This is a genomic window from Micromonospora sp. NPDC049204, from assembly GCF_040647935.1.
Lineage (GTDB): Bacteria > Actinomycetota > Actinomycetes > Mycobacteriales > Micromonosporaceae > Micromonospora.
In genome coordinates this window covers 72,535-87,976 of sequence record NZ_JBEZDC010000013.1, presented here as the reverse complement: position 1 = coordinate 87,976, position 15,442 = coordinate 72,535, and the positions used below count along the sequence as shown (strand labels likewise).

At 63.4% G+C, this 15,442-nt stretch carries 16 protein-coding genes; 9 read left to right on the top strand and 7 right to left on the bottom strand.

Going from position 1 to position 15,442, the window contains the following annotated elements; all coding sequences use genetic code 11:
- Nucleotides 1–589 precede the first annotated feature (589 nt).
- A complete protein-coding gene (locus AB0A90_RS23575; RefSeq protein ID WP_357251657.1) occupies nucleotides 590–1,864 on the top strand; it encodes a RelA/SpoT domain-containing protein in 1,275 nt (424 codons plus the stop codon).
- A gap of 620 nt (nucleotides 1,865–2,484) precedes the next feature.
- On the opposite strand, the gene AB0A90_RS23570 is transcribed toward AB0A90_RS23575, so the two are convergent.
- Both AB0A90_RS23570 and AB0A90_RS23565 read right to left on the bottom strand, forming a co-directional pair.
- On the bottom strand, nucleotides 2,485–2,952 hold the full coding sequence (locus AB0A90_RS23570) for an NUDIX hydrolase (protein ID WP_357251654.1): 468 nt from the start codon (nucleotides 2,950–2,952) through the stop codon (nucleotides 2,485–2,487).
- A gap of 23 nt (nucleotides 2,953–2,975) precedes the next feature.
- Nucleotides 2,976–4,190, bottom strand: coding sequence for a helix-turn-helix transcriptional regulator (locus AB0A90_RS23565; protein ID WP_357251651.1), 1,215 nt, complete (start codon nucleotides 4,188–4,190; stop codon nucleotides 2,976–2,978).
- A 317-nt stretch (nucleotides 4,191–4,507) separates the two neighbouring features.
- Here AB0A90_RS23565 and AB0A90_RS23560 point away from each other — a divergent pair, with 317 nt between their 5' ends.
- Together AB0A90_RS23560 and AB0A90_RS23555 are read left to right on the top strand one after the other, a co-directional pair.
- Nucleotides 4,508–4,840: a hypothetical protein gene (locus tag AB0A90_RS23560; RefSeq protein ID WP_357251649.1), complete on the top strand. Its 333-nt coding sequence runs from the start codon at nucleotides 4,508–4,510 to the stop codon at nucleotides 4,838–4,840.
- Nucleotides 4,833–5,075, top strand: coding sequence for a hypothetical protein (locus AB0A90_RS23555; protein ID WP_357251646.1), 243 nt, complete (start codon nucleotides 4,833–4,835; stop codon nucleotides 5,073–5,075). Before AB0A90_RS23560 ends, AB0A90_RS23555 begins: the two co-directional genes overlap by 8 nt.
- A gap of 290 nt (nucleotides 5,076–5,365) precedes the next feature.
- Here AB0A90_RS23555 and AB0A90_RS23550 read toward each other — a convergent pair whose 3' ends face one another.
- Complete coding sequence (locus AB0A90_RS23550; protein ID WP_357251643.1) at nucleotides 5,366–5,908, bottom strand: hypothetical protein; 543 nt, start codon at nucleotides 5,906–5,908, stop codon at nucleotides 5,366–5,368.
- 561 nt (nucleotides 5,909–6,469) lie between these two features.
- Here AB0A90_RS23550 and AB0A90_RS23545 point away from each other — a divergent pair.
- Nucleotides 6,470–6,733 carry a hypothetical protein gene (locus AB0A90_RS23545; protein ID WP_357251640.1) on the top strand — a complete coding sequence of 88 codons (264 nt, stop codon included), beginning with the start codon at nucleotides 6,470–6,472 and terminating at the stop codon, nucleotides 6,731–6,733.
- A 512-nt stretch (nucleotides 6,734–7,245) separates the two neighbouring features.
- Here the strand turns inward: AB0A90_RS23545 and AB0A90_RS23540 are convergent.
- Nucleotides 7,246–7,914 (bottom strand): hypothetical protein, encoded by a 669-nt coding sequence (locus AB0A90_RS23540; protein WP_357251638.1) that lies wholly within the window; start codon nucleotides 7,912–7,914, stop codon nucleotides 7,246–7,248.
- A gap of 470 nt (nucleotides 7,915–8,384) precedes the next feature.
- Here AB0A90_RS23540 and AB0A90_RS23535 point away from each other — a divergent pair, with 470 nt between their 5' ends.
- The 5 genes from AB0A90_RS23535 (at nucleotide 8,385) to AB0A90_RS23515 (ending at nucleotide 12,960) form a co-directional block, all read left to right on the top strand.
- Nucleotides 8,385–9,599 (top strand): HNH endonuclease, encoded by a 1,215-nt coding sequence (locus AB0A90_RS23535; RefSeq protein WP_357251635.1) that lies wholly within the window; start codon nucleotides 8,385–8,387, stop codon nucleotides 9,597–9,599.
- Between the two features lie 278 nt (nucleotides 9,600–9,877).
- A complete protein-coding gene (locus tag AB0A90_RS23530) occupies nucleotides 9,878–11,017 on the top strand; it encodes a DNA cytosine methyltransferase (RefSeq protein WP_357251633.1) in 1,140 nt (379 codons plus the stop codon).
- Between the two features lie 42 nt (nucleotides 11,018–11,059).
- Nucleotides 11,060–11,776 carry a GIY-YIG nuclease family protein gene (locus tag AB0A90_RS23525; RefSeq protein WP_357251630.1) on the top strand — a complete coding sequence of 239 codons (717 nt, stop codon included), beginning with the start codon at nucleotides 11,060–11,062 and terminating at the stop codon, nucleotides 11,774–11,776.
- A gap of 9 nt (nucleotides 11,777–11,785) precedes the next feature.
- Nucleotides 11,786–12,250: a very short patch repair endonuclease gene (locus tag AB0A90_RS23520; RefSeq protein ID WP_357251628.1), complete on the top strand. Its 465-nt coding sequence runs from the start codon at nucleotides 11,786–11,788 to the stop codon at nucleotides 12,248–12,250.
- Between the two features lie 74 nt (nucleotides 12,251–12,324).
- The gene (locus AB0A90_RS23515; RefSeq protein ID WP_357251626.1) at nucleotides 12,325–12,960 is read left to right on the top strand and encodes a GIY-YIG nuclease family protein; all 636 of its coding nucleotides are present in this window, start codon (nucleotides 12,325–12,327) and stop codon (nucleotides 12,958–12,960) included.
- Nucleotides 12,961–13,658: 698 nt separating this feature from the next.
- Here the strand turns inward: AB0A90_RS23515 and AB0A90_RS23510 are convergent.
- From AB0A90_RS23510 to AB0A90_RS23500, 3 genes are read right to left on the bottom strand one after another with little or no spacing between them, the layout of a single operon-like run.
- Entirely contained in the window at nucleotides 13,659–13,925 is a 267-nt protein-coding gene (locus AB0A90_RS23510) for a hypothetical protein (RefSeq protein ID WP_357252036.1), read from the bottom strand.
- 9 nt (nucleotides 13,926–13,934) lie between these two features.
- Complete coding sequence (locus tag AB0A90_RS23505) at nucleotides 13,935–14,594, bottom strand: 2'-5' RNA ligase family protein (protein WP_357251624.1); 660 nt, start codon at nucleotides 14,592–14,594, stop codon at nucleotides 13,935–13,937.
- A 13-nt stretch (nucleotides 14,595–14,607) separates the two neighbouring features.
- Complete coding sequence (locus tag AB0A90_RS23500; protein ID WP_357251622.1) at nucleotides 14,608–15,420, bottom strand: GntR family transcriptional regulator; 813 nt, start codon at nucleotides 15,418–15,420, stop codon at nucleotides 14,608–14,610.
- Nucleotides 15,421–15,442 lie beyond the last annotated feature (22 nt).

Genomic DNA, 15,442 nt, shown 5'->3' with positions numbered 1-15,442 from the left:
ACATAGCAGCGAATGGGATCGGGTGCCGTACCGCGTGGTCAGACGTGCCAGTCATGGCGTCGAGGATGATCGGGTGTGGACGCGCGGCACGACGTTCGCTGACGATCCGCTGACTTTCCTCTGACGCGCTGCGGGCACCCGAGGACGGCCGGAGGCCGCCCGCAGGGCAGTCCGCGGGCGCGTGGCAACTTCGGACCCCTGACTTGCAAAGATCAAGACCGGTGTCGGCCACCGTCTGCGACTGCCGTTGACCTGCTCGACTTGTCGGCTACGGTCGCCCGCCACTGGTGTTCGTCAGCCGGCTTGGCTGTACGGCTGGCTGTACAGCCACACGGTTTAGGAAGCGTGGACACGGACGGAAGCCGCTCGGCACTGACCCGGCTTGACTGCCACGCCCAGGAGCTAACCGTCGTTGACCGCCGGCTCCCGCCCCATCGGGCACGAGGCGGGCACGCCGCACTCCCCTGCCCTGCCCTGCAACGAGTCAGCTACCCGACAAGCCCTCTTGCTAGGTTCGGCTCCGGCACAGAAAAAGCTATGCTATTCGGCACCCAGCAAGCTCGGTCAATCGAATATCGGTTAAGAATCTATGGACCTAATAGAAGAGTTCATCGCTCGCTACACCAAAGAATACGACTTCTATGAGCAAGCAGGACGCCTTGCGGCGCAGGAGCTTGAAGCAACCCTGCAAGCGGCAGGCATACGGTCAATCGTCACCCATCGGGCGAAATCCAGAGATCGACTCCGAGAGAAGTGCCTTCAACGCGGACGGAAGCGCGGAGGATACAAGAGCGTAGAGGAAATCTTCAACGACATTGTTGATCTGGCAGGAATTCGGGTAGCCCTATACTTTCCTGCCGAACAAAAGCAAGTCGATGGCATCGTAAAGCGGCTGTTTAATGCGTTCGAAGTCAAGGAATTCCCCGAAGGTGGAATACGCCCAACGAAGAGGTTCAGCGGTTACGCTGCAACACATTACCGTGTACAACTGAAGGAACAGGAGCTTAGCGAGGCGGACAAAAGGTACTCGCTTGCGCGAATCGAAATTCAGGTGGCTTCTGTTCTCATGCACGCATGGGCCGAAGTCGAGCACGATTTGGTGTACAAGCCACTCGCGGGCGCTCTTTCCGAAGATGAGCTCGCTATCTTAGATCAGCTCAATGGCTTGGTGCTTGCCGGTGAAATCGCGCTTGAAAGGCTCCAAAGGGCGGGCGAGGTCCGAGTTGCGAGCAGTGGCCGCAGATTCGCGAACCACTATGACCTTGCAGTTCACCTCCTAAGTCAAGTGCCGGACCGATTGGATCGGCCTGTCAACGAGGAAGGTCTAGGGCGAGTCGACCTCCTCTTCGACCTACTTTCGCAACTGGACGTCGATACACCTGACCAGCTTTCTCCCTACTTGGCCGCCCTCCATGACGACCTGGAGCGACGACCGCTAGCGGATCAAGTAATTGATGCCCTGCTAGCCGAGGACTCCTCCCGCTACAAGGCCTATCAAAGGATTCGGGAGCAGCGGCGCAGCTCACTCTATGGAGTGACTCCGGAGCCAGGCGACACCGCTGCCCTGGTCGGCAATTTCCTAATGAGCTGGGCAGAACTGGAGCGCCTCTTCAGGGGAATCGGCCCAAGTCTGGGCTTGAAAAGATTCATGATGCCGACTGGGCGGCTGTTGCGCGATAAAGGCCTGTTGCCGCCAGACATGTCTATTGATTTTGATTCGTTGCGCCAGATTCGGAATCATCTTGTTCATGGCATCGAGCCAGCAGCCCCTGAGGAGCTTATCGACGCAGCGCAACGCGTTAGGCGGATAACAGACGAAATAACTCGCCAGCTAAAAGACGGCTTAAATGAAGGACTCGATTGAGATTAGATGGGGCACAGGGCGGCCGTCAGAATCCTCAGCGCTCCGCGCCGCTGCCCCTCGTGCCATCCCGTCTGCCGCCGACCCACACACCGTGGAGCGGGCCAGGGCCAGGGTGACAAGGTGGAGCGCCCTACCGGACGAACGACCTTGTCGCCCTGGCCCTGGTCTGCTCGGCTTCGCCTGGATCGGTGGCTGGCGGGATGGCATCCCACCACCCACGAACCGAAACCGTTCGACAACTCCCTCTCGGAGTCGTCTGGCCCCGCCGGAGGCGTGACCCGCCGACGGAGCCCCGGCCATCCTGGAGCCGGAGCGCCCCCGCCGGAGGCGCTCTAACCGCAACCCCGCGACCGCCGCCAGCTCGCCGACGCGGCCGGTGCGCGCTCCCCTACGCCGCGCGGGCTCGTGGCCGCGCGGCCCGGCCGGCTGCCCGCCCACCACCCACCGGTCAACGCCCCTGTCGTTCTGTGACGGCCTCCCGGGCTTCCCGCTCTCCGCGCCAGCCGCCGGGCGTTCGGCGTGACGGCCGCAGAGCGACAGCGGCAGCGACCGGCGCGCACCCTGGCGGCGGCGCGTGCAAGCCGTCAAGGGCCGCCTTGATCGTGTATCGAAACTGCGGTCTAGATTGCGCTGCCGTGTTCCGCATACACGGACACGCCGTTACTGCGCGCTGCGATAGCAGTGCGGATCCTACGGACGAGCCGGGGCGGGCCGTGCTGTTCCAAGGACTCTGGGCTTACGTAGCGCCACTCGGTCAGTTCACCGTCCGTGAAGCGGATGTCGCGCTCCTGCTCGGCGCCGAGTGATCCGCCGTCGAAGATGAAGAGAAGCTTGTCGCCTTCATGTTCGGCAGGTGCCCAGTCCACGACCAGCATCGGCCCGACTGCCGGGGTGAGACCCAGTTCCTCTTGGATTTCGCGTATGCAGGCTGCTCGGGGTGACTCACCGGGTTCGACATAGCCGCCGGGGATGTCCCAGTGCTCTTTGTAGCTGGGACGTACGAGGAGCACGTGGCCATCGTCATTGAAGAAGAGGGCACCGGCGGCGACGTGTGGGGTTGCCATGGGTGGCATCTCGTTGGCCGTCACCAGGGCAGCCTAGATGGGCCGGTTCAGTCGAGCACCTTGAGTCGCTGGGCCAGGCCGACCAGTTCGGCCGAGGGCTTGCCGCGCTGCCGTCGGATCCAGGTCAGCGCGAGTTGGCGGCTGAGGAAGTGGTGCCGAACTTGCTCGGGTGCCATCTGTTCGGCGTCGAGGATGACGGCCTGGGCGTCGTCGACCCGGTTCCACGCGCTGTAGGCGCGGGCGACTTCGAGGGAGTGCCGTACCCGACGCTCCATCGGTAGCCCGGCGGTGTCGACGCGCGGGCCGAGGTCGATGGCGACCTGTAGGTCGCCCAACTCGGCGGCCGTGGCGACGCGGTGGATGGCGACGTTGGTCGGGCCGAACGCGGTCCAGAGGTAGTTGGCGTCGGCCCCGAGTCGGCCGGCGGCCTGGTCGGCGGCGGCGAGGAAGGTACGGGTGGTGAGGGCGTCGTTGGAGCGGGCTGCGGCCATCGAACCGGACAGGAAGAGCGTCCCGTAGACGGAGAGCAGCGCCGGTGTGGCGTGCGTGAGGTGGGGTTCAAGGAAGCCAGCGGCGTCTTCGGTGAGGCGTACCGCTTCGGCGTAGCGCCCGGTGGCGTGCAGGGCGTGTCCGACGGAGCGGAACAGGGAGCCGGTGACGAGTGGGTCACCTGTGGGTCGGACGGCGGTCAGGCCGCGGTCGGCGGCGATCCATGCCAGGTCGCTCTCGCCAAGCTTGGTGAGCTGGGTAGCGGCGAGCTGGTACGCCAAGCCGAGAAGCCGACGAGCCTGGTCCTGGCCGTCGCCGTCGTGGTGGTCGGCGGCGGCCTGGGCGCGGTGCAGCAGCTCGGGCAGGCGGCCGGTCACGTACCCGAAACGGGAGTCCTGGTAGGCATCCCAGAGGGCGCCTACCTCCTTCCTGAGCACAGCGACGCTCGTTGGCTCCGCGTCCGTGTCGCTGCCGAAGGGGCCGAGGGCGCGATAGTCCATCAGGGCGGCACGGAGTGCGGGGACAGTGGCGGTGCCGCTGTCGCCGGTCCAGTCGAGCAGCGAGGGTTCGCCGAGCAGGTCGCCGAGGGAGACGTCCAGGACTTCTGCGAGGGACTTGATGACGGAGAGCCGGTCCAGCTCGATTCGGTTGTTCTCGACCTTGCCCAACCAGTCAGCGGTGCGGCCGATGAGTCCGGCCAGGACCTCCTGGGACAGGCCGCGCCGCCGGCGGTACCAGCCGACACGTTCGCCGATGGTCAGGGTGTTCGTCATCCCGCGCACCGGTTCACTGTCTCCCCTCGGCCGACTGCGACCCCGGAAGTATTTTCCGGGTTGCTGGGCGGTATGTGCCACAACCTGGCTGCATGAAGGGGCTAGACGTATCGAAAAGCTGGCAATCCTGCTGGGGCTTGGGCTGGAAGTACACACTTGCTCGCACCGCCATCCGGGGGATGGGGCGTGGGACGGAGCGGACCCGTTCTCTGGCCCAACGGTCGTGCCCGGACTGCGCGGGTTTCGGTCGCGCGGCGACCTGCTGAGGCTGGCCCGGGGTGGGTGCTGGTGTGGAGCCGCGACGCGATCGACGGCTCGTGAATGCCCCGGCCGCCTCGGCGCTTCGCACACCGACGCCCCGCCGGCCGGGTGTCCCCGTTCCGGGCGACCTGGTGCTGATCGACGGCCGGACGTCGGTGCAGTTCGGCGGCGATCGGGCGCTGTGGCTGCGGGTGACCTCGGTCTGCGACAAGCCGACGTATCACGGCTGGGTGTGGCTCACCGGTTACTCCATCAATCCAGCGAGCGGCAAGGCGCTGGCCCGGCGGGAGATCTTCGTGCAGATCGCCGGCCTTCAGATCCAGCCAGGCAAGACCGACAGCGCGCCGCCTCGCAACCTGGCGCCGGTGATGAGGAGACGCGGTGTTTGACATTCGGATACGACTCGGCGCGGTGCTGAAGATCGACACGGCCGATCGCCTTCTGCCATCGGACGGGTCGGTCACGCTGTGGGTGACCGGTATTCGGCTGGTGGCTCACCGCCCCCCAGAGGGTGAGTGGATCTGGGTCGAGGGGATTCGGCTTGGTCCGTCCGGCCGCCGTGGTCCGCAGGCGCAAATTTTGGTACGCGCGAGCAAGTTCCCGCCCGACGGTGCGGTCCCGTGACCATCTACCTCTCTGGTCTAGTGGGTCACCGAGGTAGCGCCGGGCCGATGGATGGCGGCGTGGCCGGACCAGAATGGCCGGGTCCGGCCAATCCTCGCTAACTTCCCCCCGCCGCCTCGCTCGGCTGACCCGGGACACCCGCATTCACCTGGCCGGGAGCGCTCCCCACAAAGGGACGACCCCCGTCGGGGGGATGCGGACCGAACTTGTCGACCCATGCCGATCGGCAGCGGCCCGGATCGGGAAGCAGGTTGGGCTTGTTGTCGTTCGCTGTTCGACATCTGCCCCAATCAAGGCTCCTGCTGCCTCCTTGATGCCTCACCGCTGCCCGACACCTCATTGATGACATGCTCAAGACGGTCAAGATCGGCCCGCATTGCTTCCGTCAGCTCCTGCTGCGCCTCCGCATACGTGTCCAGCAACGCGCCGCCGTCGACTAGGGTCTCCTCGAACATGGCGGCGACCACCTTGCGAAGGTGGTCCGCCATATCAATGATCGGCCTGCGGGCACAAAGTCGAAGCCGTACGGCATGCTCGATCACCTCCACGAGCTTGGCGTCGGCTGCCAAACGGCTGGCCTGAGTAACCCCGCCATCGGCGTACTCGTGCCGAATCTTGTTCTGAAGATCAAAAGCCGACTCAAGTGCACGAAGGTAGGAAAGGTACTCCTCGCGGCGTATCTGGGCTTGCAAGCGCAGACGTTCCACAGTCACTGCCCGCGCAGCTTCCTCACGCGCCGACTTCCTCTGCTGGCCAGCGGCCCAGGCCGTGCCGGCGATCCCCGCGAGACCAACTGCACCTGTGCTGATGGCACCAACCCAATCCACTGCCATAGATCGTGATGATGCCAGCGTCGCCGAGTTGACGGGGGGCAACACCCAGCCCTGTCGGCCTCGCCGGGCGGCGTCGCAGCCAGAACGAAGCCCTGATTGCTCCCGAACACCCTCGACAGCATCACTCGCGGGACGGCACCTAGCCACCACTCGTAGCCGAGCGTGACCTCACCCGGAGAGTTTCACCGGGCTTCCGGCCGCTGACTCAAGAGTTAGGGCAGGCTCGTCCAACTCGACGCCAGATCTTGTGTCAACAAGTTCGACCTTCCCGCAACTGCACGTAATCGATCTGTCGGCAGCCTGACATCCTCACAGATCCGTGCACTCCACGATCGCAATTGCACTCTGCAAATTGCAGCTCGTGACTGACTAGCTGCAACTACAGATCGCAACCGTCAGTGCACCTTTAGTGCCTTTTGACCGCAATTCCAGTTCACTTAAAATGAATGTCGCACTCCCGGTGCGACGACTCGCGGGTTATCCGCATCCCATTTCTTGGGATGCTGATCTAGGGGCGTTACCGGTGCCGGGAACACGCGTTGTATCCGAGGGCAAGAACGCTTGCTGCTCTTTCTCGGTGTGCCGGTGACGGAGAAAGAGAAGGAGGGACCCGATGAGGTCCCCGAGCGTTCCACCGGTTCGACGTCGTCGCCAGCGGCACCGAGTCCGGCCGAACGAGGCTTGGCGGCATCGGCCATCGCGTGCGACCTTGCAGCAGATCTGCTGGAGGGGATGGGACGCGATGGCCTTGCCGTCACCGCCAAGGCCATCGCCCATCTGCTACACCTGACCGCCATGTTTATGAGGCAAAACGATCGGGCGTAGCGCTACTGACACGGGGTCGGCAGCCAGCCGGCCCCGTGTCATTCGTAGTCAAGAACGACGCGTTCGTCTAGACGTAACGAGTACGAGACAGATCAAGTGTGAATTATCGCTGCTCAATGCCTCTGACAAGCTGCGCTTGTTACACGTAGCGCCGCAACAACGCACAACTAACCCAGACCTGAACAACCCTCGCTGTGAGTTCTACGCCCTTACGGGAGGGGGTCCATCCACGACTGCACCTCGGGCGGCGGTCCGTGCTCTGCATCCGGGGCTGCCGTCTTTCCGGCCGGTTGCTGTCAACGCTGCCGCCGCACAAGGGTTAGGCAGGGAGTAGCGTTCGCAGATCGGCCTGGCCCACTACCAGGCCATACGGCCAACCCGCTGCCGGTGGCGGATTTGATCATTCCGCGCATGTTCCGGATCTTGCTCGCGGGCCGGTGGTCCTACGGCGAGATCGCAGGAATTGGTGGCCAGGTGGCGTACCGCGATGGGTATCAGTGTTCGAGGCAACGTCATGCCGTGGGGACCCAGACCTGCCAGGCTATGTGGACGTCTACCAGGGAACCATCATCCTGGACGAGCTCCCACGCAGGCTGCCCGCACCCATGTGACGACATCCAGCCGCCGGGCCCGTAAGCGGCCGTTTCGACGGTGATCAGGTCCGGCACTGAGACGAGCGATGCGGCGACAGACTGACCACCAAGAGTGCGCCAGCGGATGAAAAACCGCTGGTGAGCACAACCATTCATGGTTGCCGGGAAGCCGACGACTGTCGCCAGACCTTGCCCGGCGAACACCCGTACGCTGCCGCTTTCCTCACGTAGGAATCTGTATCCCTCGAAGTGATCCGGCCAGGCAGGCAACGCAGACGGGTCACAGACCTGATTGATAACGCTGGCTTCGTTCGTGCCCCATGACGACTGAGCGACACGAGCTGGACGTTGCCGCCGTTGCAGCCGGCCGAGGCCGCCAACGATGAGCGTAAAGACCGCGACTAAGACCGCGATGATGCTTGCGTACTTGTCGGCGCGTTCGAGTCCCTGTCCCCGCAGGAACGCGATGAGGCCGATCATGAATAGAACGGCCCCGCCTACGCCCGTCCACCACCACCAACGCGGATGGGCAACTGCTGGCATGTGGTTGATGCCGCGGACCGGGCCTTCGTCAGGTTGCAATGTCACGTTCGTAGCCTCCGGCGTGGATTGGCGCGGAGGGAGTCTACGGCTGCCACCAGCCCCGCTGGGTGGGCCTGTGGCGGTCCACGTCAAGAAACTGGGGCCAGAACTGGTCGCCGCAACGGCCCAACTGGCATCGAATCCCCCTGCCTCCTTACTGCCTCGCTGCATGACGTCTCGTTACAAGCTCTGTGCATCGCGTCCGCACGCGTCCGGGAACGGCTGCACGTTCGGGGAGGCTAGTCCGTGCTAGTGCGCCACAGCGTGCTGCCGTCTAGCGCGGTTGCTGTCGGCGTTGCTGTCTACAGCCACTCCGTCGCCCCAGACCGGCCCCGCTGGGGGTGTCTGGTCCAGTCGTCAGGGACCGCTTGCCGGCTAGTCGAATGTCGCTACTCGCGCCTAGCCTGCTCGGCGTGGCACAGCCGTCGACCTCCCGCCGGCAAGCTCGCCTATTCGTAGGCGACACGGGCGGACTCATGAACGACATCCTCGCAACGACACACCGTGGCTTCCTGACCAGTCTGCCGGTGGCGCTGCACCATGACTCGGTTCTTCTTACATCCCTCGACACGTATGGGCACGAGAGGGTGCCTGCCTGCCCATCGGGCATGCCCTGCTGGTTCTACCCGCCGCGGGCATACGAGCAAGAAGGCGGTCCGGCCAAGCTTTGGGTGCCCGGACGGTATGCCAGAAAGTCGCAGCCACGGTCTAAGGTCGCCGATGTGACTCTCGCCGATGTGACTCGCCCCGCTGTCCTCGCCGCTGTCGCAGAGTTCGATCGCCTTGGCCGCGAACGGTTTCTGAAGGTGACGGGCTTCGGCCGTGCACGGTCTTACTACCTCGACTACGAGGGACGACTCTACGACTCCAAACCGATCATCGGCTATGCACATGGCGTCAGCACGGAAACAACATCTTGGCGGCCGACGGACCTCAAAGGCGAGGACAAGACTGTCGCCCAACGGTTGGAAGCGCTGGGCTTCACTGTTGCCTTCCTGCCCAACCCTGACTGGACTCGCGACGAGATCATTCTCGCCTGCGACCTGGTGGAAGCCAATGGCTGGCACCAGCTCGACTCCAACGACGAGCGCGTTAAGTCCTTGTCGGACCTGCTCCAGAACCCAGCAATCCACCGCGGCCGTCGCAACCCGGACTTTCGCAACCCTGCGGGCGTTGCCCTGAAGACCTACAACATCGTGGCTGACAGCAGCAACGGCAACCAGCTTGACAAGCTGGTACGCGAGGAGTTCCGTGCCAACCCGCAGGAGATGCGGGCGTTGGCAGGCCGGATCCGGGAGCTATTCCGCGAAGGTATGGGCGGAGAGTCAGGGGCGGATCTCGACGTGGATGAAGCGTCGGCGCGCGAGGGCGGAGTAGTGCTGCGTGCCCACCTCCGACGGGAGCGCGACCCCAAGCTTCGCCGTAAGAAGCTCGCTGATGCAAAGCGCCGCGGCGTCTCGATCATGTGTGAGGTGTGTGGTTTCGACTTCGAGCGAGTCTACGGCGACCGGGGACGCGACTACATCGAGTGTCACCACCGCACCCCCCTACATACCACCGGCGAAACAGAGACGCGGCTTCGCGACCTGGCGTTGATCTGCTCCAACTGCCACCGGATGGCTCATCGCGGCAACCCGTGGCTGACGGTCGAAGCGCTGAAGACCCTCGTCGTCGGGCGGGCAGCCCTCTAGCGCAGGGTCTTGTTCGCCAACGTTGCCCTGAAGCCCATGCACGAGTCTGGCTACCCGTTGCACGGTCGGAGCCTTGTCTGTCTCAGCACTCCTCGGGGGATGGCGCCAGAGGCCGTTGCTGTCAGCGCTGCTGTCGACGACCGACACGGGTGGCTATCAGCTTCCGAGCCGTTACAGCAAGTCGAACGGATGATCGAATCATCACAGATGAGTGTCATGCATAGGGAGTCCCACCTCAGCCGCTATAGGCTGCGGCGATGATGGGCGAGGGGGGAAGCATGGACAGCACGCCCATCCGGGCAGCAGAGTTCTTTGCTGGCATCGGACTCGTTCGTACTGCGCTTCAGCGGGTCAAGGGTGCCCAGGTGCAGGTTGTGTGGGCCAACGACATCAAGCAAGCCAAGCGTGATGCCTACGTCGCCAACTTCCCGGACGCCGAAGATCACTTCCTCGTCCGCGACATCCGTGAGGTCAAGACACCGCACCTGCCAGCAGGCATCGAGCTAGCCACCAGCAGCTTTCCCTGCATCGATCTATCGCTAGCCGGCAACAGGCGCGGCTTGGTTGGCGAACAGTCGGGGATGTTCTGGGAGTTTGCCAAGATCCTCAAGTGGATGTCTCCGAGGCCTTCGGTTGTGCTGCTAGAGAACGTCCACGGGTTCGCTACCAGCCATAAGGGCGATGACCTGGCGGCTGCGCTCCGCAGCCTGTCGGACCTGGGTTACTCCTTAGACGTCTTCGCAGTCGATGCCCGGCACTTCGTGCCGCAATCCCGCCCGCGAATGTTCATCGTCGGCATCCAGAAGGGCAACCTGCCGGGTAACGCTCGGTTCGACGTCCCGCCGGTCAGTGATGTGCGACCTGCTTGGGTGAAAGCCATCCATGAAAAGCACCGCGAGACGCTGAGCATGCACTACGTAAAACTTCCGGACTTGCCGGAGGGTCCGAAGGACCTGGATGGCTTCGTAGAGGAGGAGGTCAGCCCCGGCGTGTGGTGGGAGGACGATCGCGTTGAGGCCTTCGTCAAGTCCCTCAGCGACGTGCAGAAGGCCCGCTTCCAAGCTCTTCTGACGGCTGACACCATCTCTTATCGAACCGCTTACCGGCGCACTCGACAGGGCATCTCGATGTGGGAGCTGCGCAGGGATGGCATCGCTGGTTGCCTCCGGACCACGGGTGGCGGGTCGAGCAAGCAAGCCCTAGTACGCCTAGGGAGAGGCAGTAAGGCTGTCCGGTGGATGACGCCGCGGGAGTACGCCAACCTCATGGGCGCTCACGACTACAAGCTCGTAGCAGGTACACCGAACCAACAACTCTTCGGGTTCGGCGACGCCGTCGTCGTGGACGTCATCGAGTGGATCGGCAACCACTACCTGGTGCCGGTGTTGAGGCCAGACAGCACGGCGAGCGCAGAGTAGCCTCACCGAGTCATCGCACTACGTTGACTCGGAGGCAAAGTTTTGCCACACCATCTTGACCTCGACACGACGGAGCTTCCGCGCGAGGTGCAAGCGATCCGGAAGGCCATCACCGACGCCCTGCGGGTGCCGGACCCCCAGCGGCCGCGCCAAACCATCGGGCAAGCAAAGGCCGGAATCTACGCCTTCTATGACTACGATGGCGAACCAATCTACGTCGGCCAGACGGCAGAAGGGTTCGGCGTGCGGCTCGGGCGGCATCTGACTGGCCAGCGGTCGGACGCGGTGGCCAAGTATGTCCTGGACCCGTTCGAGGTTCATGCCATATCTGTGTGGTCACTTCCGCACATCGGGGACATGCCGGCGAGGGAGCGGAAGGCGGCCCTGGACCCCTACGAGTACACCGTGTATCAGCATTTAGTCACCCACAGCGCCTATGGGGCGGTCTTGAACGAGGGAGACATCCCGCCAGGGCCACTTCAGGAGTTACCAGATCCAGTGGAATGCGTAATCATCCCTGATGACATATTCCCTGATCGCAGCCACCCGGACGTGCGGATTGCACGGCGCGCGCAAACAATCTCACTACTGGCGAAGAATATCAGTGAGCGCAAAGTGTCAGCGGGTCTTAGACGGACCCTTGTCACCCAAACTGAGCGGCTTCATGCGCTAGCAGAAGGGCGCTTTTTCGCACTATCCGCCGCGGTAGAAGATGAGGGTCCAGAGGGCGTGGTGGAGGAACCTGAGGGACTGTTTTAGGTTCCTACCATGCCTTCAACAGAACCTAAGAAATTGCCGCCAGCGCCGCCGCCTTCATCCGCTACGACTACGATGAAGGCAAACCGCAGTCAAGACACAAAGCCAGAGCTTGCACTACGGCGAGCTCTTTTCGCCCAAGGATTGCGCTACCGAGTCGGCCTGCGCCTCACGGTGCCTGGACGAAGTGTGCGCCCTGACATAGTCTTCCCGAGACATCGATTAGCCATATTCGTGGATGGCTGCTTTTGGCATGGCTGCGTCCAGCACGGTCGAATGCCATCCGACCCCTCTGGTTATTGGCAAGAGAAGCTTGCGCGGAACAAGTCCCGCGATATCGCCGTTAACCAGGCACTGCGAGCTGCCGGATGGACTGTATTTCGTTTTTGGGAGCACGTGGCACCAAGCGAAGCAGTCGTGTCGATAAAGGAAGCTCTCGCACATTCCATCCCAATCATTCCTACAAATCGGGAGTAGAATTGGCTAAGAAGCCAACGAAGTCCACTCCTCCGAGAGCAACTCGGCTCATTCGAGCGCAATATAACGAGTTCATGCGCTCATCCGATCCCAACCAGCCAGAATCAACAATTGGAGACGCAAGAGCAGCGGTCTACGCTTTTTATGACTATGACGGAGAGCCGATTTACGTCGGCCGAACCGTAGCCAAGGTAAGAGATCGGATTGGTCGCCACCTTACCGGACAACGATCTGACCCAGTTGGCAAGTTCGTGCTAGATCCGTTCGAGGTCGCCGAGGTTGAGATTTGGACTGTTCCAGAAATCGCCGAGATCTCACCGAAGGCATCCGTGCGAGCGAAGGCAATGCAGCCTTACGAGGCTACCGTGTACTACAAACTCAAAAGCGATTCGAAATTCAACGCCGTGCTCAATGAAGCGGTTCCCCTGGAGTGCAAGCCCGTCGATCTGCCTAGTAGTGTGCGGGGAAGCATCATTCCCAAGGAACTATGGGAAGATCGTAAGCATCCAGACGTGCGAATCGCCCGTCGAGCCGCACATGTTGGAAGGCTAGCCCAATTAATCAGCGAGCGGGAACTTCGGGGCGGGGGTCTCCGCCGCACGCTTCACCTACAAACTCAACGACTTCAGTGGCTTACCTGCGAACGGCTTAAGGAGTTGAACCTCCTCGAAGCTCGCCCGGGGGAGCCGACTGACGTCAAGGAGAACTAGGCTTGGCGGCCGCTCTGCATAAAGGCCTCATAACTGAATTGGACCTACCGCTGCTCACCTTTCCTCTCGGCGTTAATCCTGACACCGAATCGATTGATGACGTTGAGCTCGAGTCAGCCGAGATACTCACGGTAGTCAGGCATTAGCCCTCGCTGCCATCCCGTCTGCCGCCGACCCGCCCTCTTGGGGAGCGGGCCGCCGTCCGGTCCGCCACGTCAAGCGGACCTTGACACACGTACGGACGCTGGCGGATCGGGCGGTGGCCTGCTCGGCTCGCCCGGGTCGGTGGCTGGCGGGGTGGCTATGCGCAACCGGCCACGGACCGCAACCCACGGAAGGAACGCCGCCATCCTGGAGTCGTTGTGCCCCCGCCGGAGGCGCACTAACCGCAGCCTCACGACCGCCGCCAACTCGCCCGACGTGGTCGGCGTGCGTTCCCTGCGCCGCGCGGGCTCGTGGTCGCGCGGCCCTGCCGGATGCCGGCCCATCCGACACCGGCCGCCGGTCTGTCGTTCTGCTGCGGCCCGGTCGGGCTCTCCGCCTTCGCGCCAGCCGCCGGGCGTTCGGCGTGGCCCGGCCCTGGCGCAACGCAGAGGGGCCGGGCCACGCGCCCTGGCGGCGGCGCGTGCGGCCCGCTTGTCGGGCCGCCTTGAAGACGTACAGAAACTTTGAACCACATCGCCGGCAGCCGGCTGACCTCAGTCGGGAGGCTTCGTGGCCGCCTCGCGGCTTTGCTCACGCCACTGGCCCCCATCGGCCTGGACGAGACGCCGCACCATGCGGCGGGCAGCATCCTCGGTGTCGAACTCCCACCGGAGCACCTTGCCCGTCTCGGTGTCGCCGGCTCGGGCGATCACATGCCACCGGACTTCGCGGGCAAGCCACACGTCACGTCGAGTCAACCGTCCCCACGTGCCGTTCCACCATCGTGTGACCACCTCTCTTGCCACGCGGAGATCGTACAGGTGTGCGAATCATCCTCGCGGCTCAACTCCGATCGGTATCTGCTCAGCACGGCTCCACTGGTACATACGAGCGTCGCGGTGAAACTCAAGCAGTGCCACGTGCCTCAAGGCCAGGGTTACCGGCTCGGCCGTGACTGCGGCAAGGGCCGCCGCAATCGGCTCTGCTGGTTGCGCTGAGTTTGAGTAGGCGACGCTGACGTGCGGTCGGTACCCCTGGACGTGTTCGGGCGCCTGCTCGACGTTGTCCGCTCCGAGGACGTCCGCGATCGCTGCCCTCACGGCATGGCGGACGGCTGCGATGGGGGCTGAGGGTGCAGCTGGAAGGTAGATCGCTTCAGGACGAACGACGGGTTGGTGAAAAGTCACGAGGGGAACGGGCACCAAGGCGATCCTCTCCCGGATAGCCCGCTCGATCCGGGTGACCTGCTCGTACGTCACTTCGTCCACGAAGCCAACACCCTGCATAGTCAGGTGCAGCCAGTCGCCGGGAATGAGGTCGAGGCCAGGAAACCGGCGCAATTCGTCCTGGTAGCGACGCACCAACTCCACGAGGTTGGCGCAGCCTCCCATTACGAAGTGACAGGCGTAGAAGTGCCGGCCCACGCGCCAACCAGGTCGCCACCACCAGTGATCCTGCATCTCATCGACGTGCTCAACAAGACCGGGCATGGCTGCCTCCCCGCTAGACGTCTGACAGACCCTCGGCGTCTTCTGGCTCCTGTGTCACGTCGTACTCGTCGATGATCTCGATTCGATCGGCGGGCCAGATCGACTCGGAGACTTCGAGGACGGTGTCGTCTTGCGCTCGGGCGACGTGGATGAGATGGACTACGCCGCTGCCTGGCGCGATCTGAAGTGCCTCGGCCTCAGCCGGTGCCGGCATCCTCCACCGCCAGTGGTCCCGCGCGTGGGCATACTTCCTACCGCTTAGATCCTCAACGCAGAGAAAGAGCGCTTTGGGCACGACCTTCGGCTCCTCCAGGAACGTGCCACTGGCGAAGTCGAGTGGCAGGTAGCTTGCACCAATCTCCTGAAGCTTCCCGGTTTCTCGATCAAACAGCAGGCGACGTCGTATGACTACCTCCTCTCCCAGCTCCATGCCCGCGGTCTCCGCCAGGTGTTCTGGGACCGGACCCCGCCCGGCGAACGGAATCTCATGCCTGAGGTGAGAGGTCAAGAGCTTGCCATCGGTACGTGCCCGCCCGTAGCGGTTGCGGGACCGACGTTGCAGACGACGATTACTGCTGACGAAGGTCCCGACCCCTTGGCGAGCCTCAACGATTCCTTCTGCACGTAGTACGCGGATCGCGCTACGCATGGTTTCAAGCGAGAGGCTGGGGAAGGTTGCGCGGAAGCGCTCAAGTAGTGCGGCCTCGGCGGGCAGCCGCTCCCCTGGTCCGTAAATGCCGTTCTTGATGTCGCGCCTCAGCTCGTCGGCTATGCGCTGATACTTGGGAGCCTTTGCGCCCAGGTCACTAGTCATCTCGACCTCCACCCCCAAATTCTAGTCCTCTAGA